General features: G+C 62.2%; 10 protein-coding genes. 2 read left to right on the top strand and 8 right to left on the bottom strand.

The features are described from left to right. Nucleotides 1–279: 279 nt before the first annotated feature. The 3 genes from LQE90_RS08235 to LQE90_RS08225 form a co-directional block, all read right to left on the bottom strand. Complete coding sequence (locus LQE90_RS08235; RefSeq protein WP_216529401.1) at nt 280–2148, bottom strand: ABC-F family ATP-binding cassette domain-containing protein; 1869 nt, start codon at nt 2146–2148, stop codon at nt 280–282. 190 nt (nt 2149–2338) lie between these two features. After that, complete coding sequence (locus LQE90_RS08230) at nt 2339–3463, bottom strand: DUF1648 domain-containing protein (RefSeq protein WP_216529400.1); 1125 nt, start codon at nt 3461–3463, stop codon at nt 2339–2341. A 9-nt stretch (nt 3464–3472) separates the two neighbouring features. Further along, the gene (locus tag LQE90_RS08225; protein WP_216529399.1) at nt 3473–3976 is read right to left on the bottom strand and encodes a GntR family transcriptional regulator; all 504 of its coding nucleotides are present in this window, start codon (nt 3974–3976) and stop codon (nt 3473–3475) included. A gap of 214 nt (nt 3977–4190) precedes the next feature. Here LQE90_RS08225 and LQE90_RS08220 point away from each other — a divergent pair, with 214 nt between their 5' ends. Continuing rightward, the gene (locus tag LQE90_RS08220; RefSeq protein ID WP_216529398.1) at nt 4191–5171 is read left to right on the top strand and encodes a CPBP family intramembrane glutamic endopeptidase; all 981 of its coding nucleotides are present in this window, start codon (nt 4191–4193) and stop codon (nt 5169–5171) included. A gap of 71 nt (nt 5172–5242) precedes the next feature. Here LQE90_RS08220 and LQE90_RS08215 read toward each other — a convergent pair whose 3' ends face one another. The 3 genes from LQE90_RS08215 to LQE90_RS08205 are packed head-to-tail and all read right to left on the bottom strand — an operon-like array spanning nt 5243 to nt 8913. Continuing rightward, nucleotides 5243–5881 carry a cytochrome c3 family protein gene (locus LQE90_RS08215; RefSeq protein ID WP_216529397.1) on the bottom strand — a complete coding sequence of 213 codons (639 nt, stop codon included), beginning with the start codon at nt 5879–5881 and terminating at the stop codon, nt 5243–5245. 13 nt (nt 5882–5894) lie between these two features. Then, nucleotides 5895–8144: a molybdopterin-containing oxidoreductase family protein gene (locus LQE90_RS08210; protein ID WP_216529396.1), complete on the bottom strand. Its 2250-nt coding sequence runs from the start codon at nt 8142–8144 to the stop codon at nt 5895–5897. A gap of 1 nt (nt 8145) precedes the next feature. Continuing rightward, entirely contained in the window at nt 8146–8913 is a 768-nt protein-coding gene (locus tag LQE90_RS08205; protein WP_216529395.1) for a 4Fe-4S dicluster domain-containing protein, read from the bottom strand. Nucleotides 8914–9222: 309 nt separating this feature from the next. Here LQE90_RS08205 and LQE90_RS08200 point away from each other — a divergent pair, with 309 nt between their 5' ends. After that, complete coding sequence (locus LQE90_RS08200; protein WP_216529394.1) at nt 9223–9939, top strand: Crp/Fnr family transcriptional regulator; 717 nt, start codon at nt 9223–9225, stop codon at nt 9937–9939. Nucleotides 9940–9954: 15 nt separating this feature from the next. Here the strand turns inward: LQE90_RS08200 and LQE90_RS08195 are convergent, their stop codons facing one another. Together LQE90_RS08195 and pth are read right to left on the bottom strand one after the other, a co-directional pair. Next, nucleotides 9955–11337: a DHA2 family efflux MFS transporter permease subunit gene (locus LQE90_RS08195; RefSeq protein WP_216529393.1), complete on the bottom strand. Its 1383-nt coding sequence runs from the start codon at nt 11335–11337 to the stop codon at nt 9955–9957. Nucleotides 11338–11843: 506 nt separating this feature from the next. Continuing rightward, the gene (gene pth, locus LQE90_RS08190; protein ID WP_216529392.1) at nt 11844–12401 is read right to left on the bottom strand and encodes an aminoacyl-tRNA hydrolase; all 558 of its coding nucleotides are present in this window, start codon (nt 12399–12401) and stop codon (nt 11844–11846) included. Nucleotides 12402–12576: the final 175 nt, after the last annotated feature.

The raw sequence follows: 12576 nt of genomic DNA, 5'->3' as shown, positions 1-12576 counted from the left end.
CGCTATCCTCCCCGTGTCCCATGCGCGCATTGTATCATAGCGCTTCAAACGAGCCAGACGAACCCCGGACAGCCACGGTGCGCCCCTTGCATCCACTTCGGAATCGCGCTGCAGCCCACCCAACCATCCGGCCGAGGCGGGCACCGTGCGGGTGCACGCCGGAGAACATTGTCGCCCCAAACGGACGGTTTTCAGCGCCAAAGCGTTCGTTTGGGGCGACAATGCCCCTCGCTTATTGCGCGTAGCCCCGAGCCGTTGCCGAGGCTCCGGCCCGGCGCCCTATTCGCCGAGCTTTTCCGCTGCCTCGAGCCACTCTTCCTCGAGCGCGTCGACCTGCGCCTCCAGATCGTTGATGCGCGCCTGCAAATCGCCGAGCGCCATGAAGTCGGAGGGGTCCGCCGTCGACATCTCCGCTCGCACTCCTTCGATCTTGCTGCGCAGCGTATCCATTTTCCGCTCGTTCGACTGCATCAGCTTGCGCAACGTGCGAATCTCCCCACCCGAAAGAGAAGCGCCCGCGGAAGCCGAATCCGAAGCAGGCTCCCCGCTCCCGCCCAATCGGCCCGCGGCGCTCGCCGATCCGCGTCCGCCGCCAGACGAAGCCTGCTTGGACGCTTGAGCACCGCCGCTGCCGGTCGGGCCGCCGTCCGTCATTCGCAGGTATTCCTCGACTCCGCCAGGCAGATGGTGGATTTTGCCGTCGATGACGGCAAACTGATGGTCGGTCACGCGCTCCATAAGGTAGCGATCGTGCGTGACCAGCAGCAACGTGCCGGGCCACGCATCCAGCAAGTCCTCCACTGCGGCAAGCATATCCGTATCCAGATCGTTGCCCGGCTCGTCCAGGATGAGCACGTTCGGCTCATCCAGCAGAATCAGCATCAAGGCAAGGCGGCGCTTCTGGCCGCCCGACAAATCGCACACCGGCTCATTCAGATCGGCGTTCGTGAAGCCCAAGCGCTCCAGCAGCTGACCGGGTGTCATTTCCTTGCCGTCGAGCATCGTACGGCGATTGTAACGCCCGATAACCTGACGCACGCGATCGTCGCCCAAACTGGACAGATCGTCCAAGTGCTGGGACAGCACGGCGAAACGCACGGTCTTGCCAATCTTCACCAAACCGGACGTAGGCGCTTGCAGTCCTTGAATGGTGCGTAGAAGCGTGGTCTTGCCTGCGCCGTTCGCGCCCACGATGCCGTAGCGGTCGCCCGGCCCGATAATCCACTCCACATCGTCGAGAATCGGCTGGTCGGCACCGTCGAAGCGCACGGTCACGTGTTCCAGATCCACCACCTGCTTGCCCAGGCGCGCCATTGCCATACGCTTGAGCTCCAGTTCGTTGCGCAAGGGAGGAACGTCGGCGATCAGCTCCTGAGCCGCTGCCACGTGGAACTTCGGCTTCGTTGCGCGAGCGCGGGCACCGCGCGACAGCCAAGCCAGCTCGCGGCGCAGCGCGTTCTGCCGCTTCTGCTCGGCCAATGCCGCCAGCCTGTCTCGCTCGACGCGCTGCATGATGTACGCCGAGTACCCGCCCTCGAACGGCTCGACCACCTTGTCGTGCACTTCCCACATGCTCGTGCACACTTCATCAAGGAACCAACGATCGTGCGTGACCACCAAAAGAGCGCCTTGCCCCTGCCGCCAACGACGCTTCAGATGGTCGGCCAACCAGGTGATGGCGCGCACGTCCAGGTGGTTCGTGGGCTCGTCAAGCGCAAGCACGTCCCAATCGCCGATAAGCAAGCGAACCAGGTCGACCCGGCGGCGCTGCCCGCCGGACAGCGTGCCCACCTGCGCATCCCAAGGAATGTCGGACGCCAAGCCGGCGATGATCTCGCGGATGCGCGCATCGCCCGCCCATTCGTATTCAGCACGATCTCCCACAACGGCGCGCTCGACGGTGTCTTCATCGCGCAGGGCGTCGGACTGAGCCAACACGCCCACGTGCACGGCCCCGTTCCTTAGAACGCGCCCCTCGTCAGGATCTTGCGCACCGGCCAGCAATGCGAGCAGCGTCGATTTTCCGTCGCCATTGCGTCCGACGATGCCAACGCGATCGCCCTCCTCGACGCCAAGAGACACGCTCTCGAACACCTCTTTGGTCGGGAATTCCACCCGAACCTTCTCGCAGCCAAGCAAAAACGCCATATGATTCCGTCCTTCGCAAAGTATTCGCGCTCTATGATAGCAAACCCATCGCGAAAGAACGCAGGCGAACGCCCTGCGGCAACATTGCGGTGCATGGCGCCCTTCACGAACGAAACGTGCGATCTTCGGCGACGAGCGACGGCAAACGTCGGCCCTCTTTCGCGAAAAGCGCCGCACGGTGCAGCAGGCGTTACATCATGACCGCAACGGCAACCACGAAAGCCACCGTCAACACGAACCCGCCCGCCATGATGGCCCAAACCGCAGGGCGTCCCCAGTTCATGGTCCAGCCGATGCCGAACCGTTCGGGCAAGAACAGGCTGGGATCATCGGGGTTGAAGTAGAACACGCCCAGCTTCCAGTGCTCGTCATCGTCGGCCAAGAGCTTTTCCGAGCCGCCCATGCGCGCGAACACGCGCGCGCCGCCTTGCCCGTACACCACGCTGATCACGATGGATCCCACCACCAACGCCAGCGCCAGCACCACCACGAACACGCCCGCTTCAGCTATGCCAATCACGCCGATGAACGCAAGCTCCATAACCGGCCCCAGCAAGCTGAGAATCAGGCCGCCCACCACCAGCAGAATGCTCTGAGCGCGCGCGAACATACCGTACGCCAGCGCAGACGTGGCGGGCGCACCCGGGTCGGATGGCTTCTTCGACCGCAGGATAGTCCAATGGGAAAACGCCATGCAAGCCGCCATGAAAGCCACTATGAGCACGGGCGCCAGGACCACGAACGGGGATTTCTCCATGTAGTCCGTCACCTCGCCCTGGAAGTTAACATGTTGCGGAATCAGATCGGGCATCTGCGCATAGCCCACCGCGCCGATGAGCAGCGTAACGGCCATGACCGGCACGTACAGCAGGTTCCACTTGAGCGACACCGCGCGAGGCACCGGCGCGTCGCCCACCACCGCCACGGACTCCTGCGCTTCGGCCTTCCAGCCGCGCTCCTTTTTATAAACGTTCACCTTGGCGCGGAAGAACAGCATCAGTCCGTAACTGCAAGCGCAGATCAGCAGCGTACCCGCGCAAAGCGTCGCAAGGGTAACGGCAGGATTCTGCATACATGCGCCCCATGCGCCGACGGCCGTCAGGATTGCGGTAAGTCCCAGCATGGCGATCGCGTACCGGCGCTTGAGCGACCGCAGGTACGGATCGCGCGCGGCTGCATCGGGCACGGTAACCGCGAAGACCTCGCCGCGCCGCATGAGAAACGGCGTCACCACCGTCATGAGGCCGGTCAGCGGGACCAGCGACATCGTGAGAACAAGCATCGCCGATGCGAATTTAGTTGCAGGTGCCTCCATAGCGATACCTTATCCTTCCGTCCCGAAAACCCCGGATCCCCCGCGCACGGTAGCGCACTGCGCAGCGCCCGACCGGCCAGCCGACGCCGACGGGTTCGCCCCTCGGCAATCCGTGCGCTCGCCCGCTCCGTACGCGCGCGCCGCCTGAGCCTGCGCGCATTCCAGAAACTCGCCCCAGCTGCCGCCGCGCGCACGATGGGCCAGCGCCAGCTCGAACAGCCCATCCTCCATTTTCGCCAGCTCGATCTGCATGCGATCGGCCCGATCCTCCTCGCACGGATCGGCGATGAACGCCCCCGACCGACCGCGCATGAGCACGTATCCCTCGTCACGAAGCACGGCGTACGCCTTGTTCACGGTATGCAGGTTGATGCCCAAATCGCTTGCCAGCGACCGCACGCTGGGCAGCGCCTGGCCGGCAACCAGCTCGCCTCGCGCGATGGCGCCGATAATCTGGCTGCGTATTTGCAGGTACAGCGGCTCCTCCGCCTTCTGATCGATGCGTAAGATCACGCCGATCGCACCCCACTTTCATTTCGCCGCAAAATTTCTTTCCTGTTTGTTATATTTATGCTATAACAGATGGAACAAAGATGCAAGTTCACAAGGGCAACGCGCGTGAAGCGTGCCGCAAAGCGAGCCGCAGCGCTGAAACGAGTTGCAGCGTCGAAACGGGTCGAAGCGCCCAGGCGGAGCTGACGCACCTTGCCTATCGAGAGGGGGCACCATGAAGCGAATCGTGGTATTTCTTGTTGTTACCTTTATATTGACCTGGGCATACGAATTTGGCGTTGTGTATCCACTCGCAACGGGCGCCATCGAGGGCGTTCCGGCCATGGCTACGCAGCTTGCCGTCGGCGCGGCCATGTTCTTCCCCGCCTTGGGCGTGCTCATCACGCGCCTGGTCACGCGCGAAGGTTTCAAAAACAGCGTCATCAAACCCAAGCGGTTCAAGAAGTCCGCGATCTGGTTCGTCGTGGCATGGTTCGCGCCGGCGGCGTTGGCCGTCATCGGAGCAGGCGCGTACTACCTGGTATTTCCGCACGACTTCGACCCCAGCATGTCCGCCATGATCGCTTCCCAACAGCAGGCGGCCGCGGCGGCTGGCGCGGGAAACATCCCCGCCGACCAGCTGCGTACCATGCTGCTGGTTCAACTGCCCGTCGCCGTGTTCCTGGCCCCCGCGCTCAACATCGTCACAACGTTCGGCGAGGAATGGGGCTGGCGCGGCTATCTGGTGCCGAAGGTGTCCGAGCGTCTGCGCATTGTGCCGACGCTGCTGGTCACTGGCGTAATTTGGGGGCTTTGGCACGCGCCGATCACCGCGATCGGGCACAACTACGGCACGGACTATCCCGGCTGGCCGTTCGTGGGAATCGCCGCTATGTGCGTATTCTGCATCGTTATCGGCATCTTCCTGACGTACGTCACCGTGCGCACGGGCAGCTGCCTGGCCGCAGCCATCGGCCACGGCGCCATCAACGGCTTCCTGAGCGCCGTGCTGCTGGTCTCGGCAACGGGCGGCAACCCTTTCGTGGGGCCGTTGGCCACCGGCGTCATCGGAGGCAGTGCTTTCATCGCCGTCGCGGCGCTCATGCTCTGGGACCTGCACCGTCGTGAAAAGGCCGGCACACTCGATATGCCGAAGGCAGGGCTGCCCGACAACACGACGAAGGCGGATCGAGCCCGCAGCACGTCTGCAAGCTAGCATTTCGCGCAACACGAAGGCCGCGACCCGTTGCAGCACGGGATCGCGGCCTTTCACTGCTCGGACGTGGGCTAGCGAGAACCGTAAGCCTCCCAGTTATCCGGAACGTCGGCGTCGGCATGGCATTGCGTGCAAGCATTGACCGACGGTTCGTGAACCTTGTGGCAGTCGCCGCATGCCAACCGCTCGCCATGGTACTCTTCGTGCGGATTGTACGCACGGTCTTGTGTAGCGGCCGCAAGCCCCTCGCGCGACGTGTCGTGGCACGCCTTGTTCAGACAGAATCCGTCGTCGAAGCTCCGCTGCTCAAGAGGCAAATCGTATCCGCCAGTCACCCAAGCGGCGCCTTCGGCCAACTGCTCGCTCAGCGTAGGCACATGACATCCCATGCACGTAACATCGGCACCTTGGTGCACTGCCGACAAAAGAGCCGGATCCTGCGAGTAATATCCTTCCACGTACGGGTCCATCGGCGTATGGCAGATAGCGTTGCAGAAACTCGGCTGTTCGTGCCACACCCAGAACCCCGCTCCGGCCACAACCAGAACCGCCGCCGTCACGCCCACGGCAATCCACCGGCGCGTGCGCGCGCGACGCTGCTCGAAACCGCTCGCCTCATCGCCCCGGGAAGCATCCTTCGCGACGGCGCTTGCCGCCGACTCCTTCGCCGCCGGAACGGCCGAAGCCCCCCGATCTTGTTCTTGCGTCATGTCAGCTCCTCCTCTAGGCGACGATGCGGCCCTTGCCCGTGCGCTCGACCTCGCACAATCCCGACCTGAACGGCGGGAACCCGGTAATTGGATCGAAGTCGCGCGTAGTCAGCAGATTGATGTCCGCCTGATGCCACCCGTGGAACACGTCCACGACGCCCGGCAGCACGAGGTTCGTGATCTCCGCGTTCATGACAACTTCGCCAAACTGGTTGAACACGCGCACCTGATCGCCCTCGGCAATACCGCGCTTCTCCGCATCGTCCGGATGAAGACGAATAACCGGGTCGGGCATGAACTGGTTGAGCCAGGGAAGATCGCGCAGCTTCGAGTGCGTGTAATACGGCACGCGCGATCCGCTATTCAACACCAGCGAGTAATCCTTCGCCTCGTCGGGCGTGCTCACGGGGCTGTGCACCGGCTCCTCGAACACCGGCAAACCATCAAAGCCGTACTGCTTGAGAACCTCCGACACGAACTCTATCTTACCCGTCGGAGTATTGAATCCAGGCTTGCCGTCTTTTCGCAGAAGGCCGTCGGCGTACTTCCGCTCGCCCTTCACGCCACCAGGCACTTCGTAGCCTTCGGGATGCTCGCGCAGCAGGTCCAGAGAAATGTCGATGCCCGCACCGCGATACATATCGTCGAGTGCCGCCTCCACGCTGCCGCCGAAGCACTCCTGCTCAAAGCCCAGCGCGCAACCGATCTCCAGGATGATCTGCCAATCCTCGCGGCACTGCCCCATCGGCTCCACCACCGGATCGCGATGAAATATCTTGCGGCCGAAAATAGCCGGCGGCGCCATGCGCTCGTAGCACATGGCAGCAGGCAGCAGCATGTCCACCAAATCGTGAGTCCAAGGGCGCATGTAATAGTCGATGGCTACCGTAAACTCCATGTCCTTGATAGCCTTTTGGTACTCAGGAGTCTGCGGCCACATCATGGAGTTCACGCCCAGCAGCAAGCCGGCTCGAATCTTGCCGTCGGCAACCAGTTCCGGCAGATGCGCCGTCTGGATCATTTTGAAATAGTGCGCCCATACAGGGAAATCGTCTTTGTCATAGCGAATGTTCTGCAAGCCCTTTTCGGCGTACATGCTCTCCAAACGGAAAGCCGCAGTGGACGCCGAATAGTCGAACGGCAGCCCAGAGCCCATGGAAAGGCCGCCCGCCACGTCAAGATCGCCGGTCAAGGCAATGATGGAGTACACCGCGCGCTGGAAATTGCCCACGTTCGTGGCATGGCAGGCGCCAGCCGAACTGGACACGAGCGTAGCCGGGGAGTTTTCGCAGATGATTTTGACCGCTTCCTCCAGTTTGGCAGCGGGTACCCAGGTGATCTCCTCAACCCGCTCGGGCGTGAACTCCTGCACGTAGCTTGCCAGCTCGTCGAAGCCGTGCGTCCACTTCTCCACAAACTCTTTATCGTAGAGATTGTCGCGCAGCATGACGTGGATGAAGCCGAGCGCCAACGCGCCGTCGGTGCCGGGGCGCAGCTGCAAATGCACGTCGGCCAGCCCGGTCACGGTCGGTGTGATGCGCGGGTCAACCACCACGAACTTGCAGCCGCGCTCCTTGTGCTTCATCATGTCCCCGAAGCGATAAGGCTGCGACCAGGCAGGATTGAGCGACCAGACCAAGCAGCTTGCCGTAGCGTCGGTAGGATCGCTTCCCATGGTCAGCTGGCCGGTAACCAGCTGCGAGCAGATCCAAGTAGCCGCCGCGCATGTGGAGCTTTCAGATCCATACGTGGGGGAACCGAAGAGCGTGGCAAGGCGCTGCATCGCGCCACGGGGCTCTTTGGGATCGCCGCAGTAGAACAGCACGGCTTCGGGACCGCTCTCTTCCTTGATGCGATTGAACTCGCTCGCGATGCGCGCGTACGCATCGTCCCAGGAAATGGGCTCCCATTCGGGCGCGCCGCTACCCTTCGCGTTCGTGCGCACCATCGGGTACGTGATGCGATGCGGGTCGTACAGCTCCTGCAAGCTGGAAATGCCCTTCGCGCAGATGGGGTCGGCGGGATACTTTTCGCGCGCCTCGACGCGCACCACTTTGCCATCTTTGATCGAGGCGGCTATGCCGCACTTCGGCACGTGGTTGCACATGTCGCAGTACGTGTACTTGACTTCGACGGGAGCCTCTTCGGCCACAGCCCCTTCGGGATGCACGATGTTGTAGCCGCCAGCCACCAAGGCCGTGCCCGCAACCGCGCCCGCGCCCTTGAGGAACGTGCGACGGGTGACGCTGGTCATCTCGCTCATGCTATGCCCCTTCCTTCCCCTTCTTCGATTTCGCCACAGCCACGCCCGCGCCCACGCCCGCAGCAACTACGGCAACGCCAGCCGCTCCCAGCACCACAGGATCGATGCCCGGCGCAGCCTGCTCGCGTACCACGTCTTGGGACGAGGCCGCAAACGGCAAGGCATCGTTGGGCATGCCCGCTACTGGCACGTAATAGAACGACGTCTCGTCAATGCGCACGGCATCGTTTGCCGCTATGAACTGGGATACTGCGCTTTGCGAATCGTCCAGGTCGCCGAAGTAGCGCGCGCGGCCCGGGCAGTTAACCACGCAGGAAGGCTGCTTGCCCTCGGCCAAGCGACCTTCGCAGAAGATGCACTTTTCCGCCACCAGGCTACGCTGCACGCCGTAGGATTCGTACGGCGCGGGAACATCGGCGCCGAACAGGTTGCCCTTGGCGTTGTTGAGCTTGCGCGCGCCGTAAGGGCAAGCCGACATGCAGAACCCGCATGCGATGCACTGCTCGTAGTCGATCACCGTAATGCCATCCTCGCGGCGTACGCTCGCACCGGTAGGACACACGCTAACGCACTCGGGATCGTCGCATTGCATGCACGCATGCGGCACGTACGCACGACCCGACTCGCCTACCGTACGCCCCCATTCGCACACGTCCAGGCTGTTCCACGACACGCCGGGCTTCTGGTTGTTCTGCATCTGGCATGCCACGACGCAGGCACCGCAACCCGCGCATCTGCGCAGGTCAATGGCCATTCCGTACCTCGTCATCCCCTTGTCCTTCCTCCTGTTTTCCTGCACGGGAAGAACGGTGTCGATACCTATCTCCCTCGCGCTTCGTCATGGGAAACTCTACGGACTAGAAAGAGGTCGTTCCAGAAGCGCCCGCAACAAGAAGAACTGAGATTTCGCGCCACCCGGAACCTGGCGCAGACCAGATTTCGCCTGCGATCAGGAAACATGCCGCACGTCAAGCGTCGAATGCACGTTGCTCGACGTTGGCGCGGGCGCACGAAAGTGCTAGTATCGCTCTAGGGGATTTTTCGTACCGGAACCACATGATCACTGGGGAGACATCATATGGCCACCGAGCAAGACTACCGTTCCATTCTTATACCGACGCAACCGTTCCGGCGCTTGAAAATAGCCGAATACAAAGAGCTTGGCCGAAAGAAGAAGCTGTTCAAAGGCGAGTACATTCGTACAAGCGCGAAAACCATAGACGACCCGTACTACTTCTATATCGACGAGGGGCAGATAGCTGCGACGTTCGAGCAAGAATCAGGAGGCGGCATGCCGCTGTACTGGCGCAACGCAGGAAACGCCTTCTCGGCCGAATACAACGACTACGCCTCGATCGGGCGATACAAAGCTCGTTTCGTAGCTACGCAAAACACTGTCTTGTTCGCGTTCACGCAACGACAACTCTACGAGCTCGCCCAGCAAGACCCCGATCTATTCTACGAGTTCATCGATGTATGCCACCTATCGTTTGCCCAAATGGGACACCGAATAAGCAACACGGGCTACCAATCATCGACCAAGCGCATGATCATGTGGCTGCAAAAACTGTGCGCCACCCAAAAGCCCGAGCCGGACGGCACGTTCGACATCGAGTGCAACCTGACGCTCAATCAGCTTTCCGAGCTGCTGGCCATCCATATCACCACGTGCACGAAATTGATTGCGGCGCTTGAGAGCGAAGGCGTCCTCAAGCGAACCCGAAGCCGCATACGGGTATACGATGCCGAAAAGCTAGCTCGCTACGGGCTGGAAGACAATCCCATCGTGTACTGACGTGGGCTGATCGCTCTAGCGCACCTTCGCCACGATAAACCCGAGCGTAGCAACCGCCATAATGGCGGAGAATCCGAAGGCAACCTGATACGCCAGCGCCGGGTCTGCCACGCCCGCCGATGTTGCGCCCACCGCCGTGATGGCGAACACCATCACCGACGTTCCCAGCGACGCGCACGCCTGCCGCGCCGCAATGCAAAACGACGATCCATCGGCGACGATCGGGCGCGGCAACTTCGCCAAACTCCACGAAGTCAGCGGCCCCACCAAGCCCGATACTCCCACCGCGCGCACTGCTTGACAGAGCGTCACCGCCCAAAGCGGCGTGTCGGATTCCAGAAACGACATGAGCACCGCGCCAGCCGCCAGAAACACGCCCGACACCACCGCGACCGGGCGCACGCCCACGCGGTCGGTCAGCACGCCGGCCAGGGGATTCAACAGCAGCGCAGCCACCGTTCCCGGAAGCAGCACCACTCCGGCCTCAAGCGCAGTTCCGCCGCACAGGCCTTCCACATACAGCGGCACGATCAGGGTAACGCCCATGAACGAGGCATTCAGCAGGTTCTGCGCCACAAACCCCGCCGTGTACTGGCGCGATGCGAATATCTCCATCGTAATAAGCGGATGGTCGACCCGCTTTTGCCGACGAACGAACAACGTCAAGAACAACGCACCCAGCACGATGGGAGCCCAAATGAACGGACTGCTGGGTGCAAAGCTGCTTGCGTTCGAGAACCCCAGCAGCAACCCGCCGAATCCAATCGTGGACATTGTCAGCGACACGATATCGAGACGTGCGCCCGTATCACGCGCGGAAGCAGGCTTGATGGCAATGGCCGCGGCAATCGCAAGCATCACCGTAAGGGCGGCCAGCAGCACGAAGAGGCTGCGCCAACCCCACGAGAAGCTCATGGCGCCGCCAATGGTAGGTCCGATGTTCGGCGCGAACCCCATAGCCACGCCCGCAATGCCCATGGCGGTAGCCTGACGGCCGGGCGGGAAGCTGGTCATGGCGATGGTCTGCATGAGCGGCATGAGCAAGCCCGTGGAAACCGCCTGCAAGACGCGGCCCACCAGCAAAACCGCAAAGTTCGGAGCCAGCAGATCGGCAAGCGCGCCTACCAGGAAAAACGAAAGAGCCAGAAACACATGACGGCGAACCGAGAACCGTCGCGAAAGAAACGTGGCAACGGGAACCGTTACCCCAAGCACCAGCATATAGCTGGTCGTAAGCCATTGCCCCAGATCAACAGATAGAGCGAACTCCCCCATGATGTCGCCCAGCATGGCGTTCACCGCTGTTTGCGACAGATTTCCCGAAGCCGAAGCCAATACCACGATGGCGAACAGGGCGTACACCGCACCGCGCTTTCTTGCCTGGTTTTCGCCCGCCATACCGCCTCCGCTCCAGAACCGTCGCTCCCGCAAGGCCAGTATATCCCAAGCGTTTCGGCAGTAGAGGGAAAAGACCGCCCGCAGGCGCTTGCGCCGATTGCAGGCGGTTTGCGCTGCTCGTCGGACGAGCCGCGTCGACTTCGACTGAGCCGCGGAGCCTCTGGGCCACGGGGTCGCTGGGCCGCGGGGTCGCTGGACCGCGGAGCCGCAGGGCCACAGGGCCACAGGGCCAGGCTTGCGCTCGAAAAACCGCTCCCGCTGGCAGGTTTTGACGGTTTGCGGTCGTCAAGCCGAGCACTGTTCCGGTCGTCGCTCGGCTTCCGTTTCATTTCGCCTGTTCACAGCATTGAGCTGTCGCGTCGCGCCCTTGCGCGCGACCAACCGGCCAGATACAACGACCCCTAAACGTCAAAACCTGCCAGCGGGAGCGGTTTTTCGTGCGCACAGCGCCAAAGCGACAGCAAGGTGGGCGCGCGAGCCGTCAACCCGCGCACCCACCTTGCCTATTAGTTGAACGTCTGCTGGGTCTTCTCCAAGCCTACCTGCACAAGCGACAGTGCAGCCTGGGCGCCTCGATCCACCGCGTAAGCGAAATCGTCGGCCGCCTCCTTCTTGGGCCGCGACAACACCCAATCCACCACGGGCATGCGTCCCGGCGGACGACCGATGCCGATGCGCACCCGAAACCAATCGCGCGTTCCCAGCTTGTCGCAGATAGAACGCAACCCGTTGTGCCCGGCATGCCCGCCGCCGAATTTCACGCGCACCGTGCCCGGATCGATGTCCAGTTCATCATGCACCACAACCACGTGGTCCGCGTCTACGCCGTAAGCGTTCATCAGCTGCTTGACCGGTCCGCCCGAAGTGTTCATGTAGCTCTGCGGCTTAGCCAGAATCAAATCATGATCGCGGTACACGCCTTTCGCCGTCGAGGCTCCGCATTCGGTCTTCCAATAGCGCGCGCCCACCTCCTCGGCAAGGGCGTCGACGGTGTCGAACCCGGCGTTGTGCCGCGTATGCGCATACTCCTCGCCCGGATTCCCCAGGCCAACGATTAAGAACATGAAAATCAGCTTTCCACTTGCAGGTTGTTCAGCTTGCGCGTCGAACGTGCAAGCCGGCAAGAAGGACCGCGGTGCCCGAGATTCGCGGGACAGAGAAGGCAAGCGCACTTCGGTACGCAAACCTTCGCCATCGCGCGAAGAAGGGGTGCCGCGGTCCTTCGCAGCGTCGACTTGT

It is taken from the genome of Paraeggerthella hominis (genome assembly GCF_021044775.1).
GTDB lineage: Bacteria > Actinomycetota > Coriobacteriia > Coriobacteriales > Eggerthellaceae > Paraeggerthella > Paraeggerthella hominis.
The sequence above is the reverse complement of the archived record's forward strand: the minus strand, read 5'-3'. Positions and strand labels throughout refer to the sequence as shown.

Excerpts from the sequence above, each read along its gene's own strand:
- LQE90_RS08205 (WP_216529395.1), bottom strand. The coding sequence starts at position 8,913 with ATGACGAGGTACGGAATGGCCATTGACCTGCGCAGATGCGCGGGTTGC.
- LQE90_RS08230 (WP_216529400.1), bottom strand. The coding sequence starts at position 3,463 with ATGGAGGCACCTGCAACTAAATTCGCATCGGCGATGCTTGTTCTCACG.
- LQE90_RS08215 (WP_216529397.1), bottom strand. The coding sequence starts at position 5,881 with ATGACGCAAGAACAAGATCGGGGGGCTTCGGCCGTTCCGGCGGCGAAG.
- pth (WP_216529392.1), bottom strand. The coding sequence starts at position 12,401 with ATGTTCTTAATCGTTGGCCTGGGGAATCCGGGCGAGGAGTATGCGCAT.
- LQE90_RS08200 (WP_216529394.1), top strand. The coding sequence starts at position 9,223 with ATGGCCACCGAGCAAGACTACCGTTCCATTCTTATACCGACGCAACCG.
- LQE90_RS08210 (WP_216529396.1), bottom strand. The coding sequence starts at position 8,144 with ATGAGCGAGATGACCAGCGTCACCCGTCGCACGTTCCTCAAGGGCGCG.
- LQE90_RS08195 (WP_216529393.1), bottom strand. The coding sequence starts at position 11,337 with ATGGCGGGCGAAAACCAGGCAAGAAAGCGCGGTGCGGTGTACGCCCTG.
- LQE90_RS08220 (WP_216529398.1), top strand. The coding sequence starts at position 4,191 with ATGAAGCGAATCGTGGTATTTCTTGTTGTTACCTTTATATTGACCTGG.
- LQE90_RS08235 (WP_216529401.1), bottom strand. The coding sequence starts at position 2,148 with ATGGCGTTTTTGCTTGGCTGCGAGAAGGTTCGGGTGGAATTCCCGACC.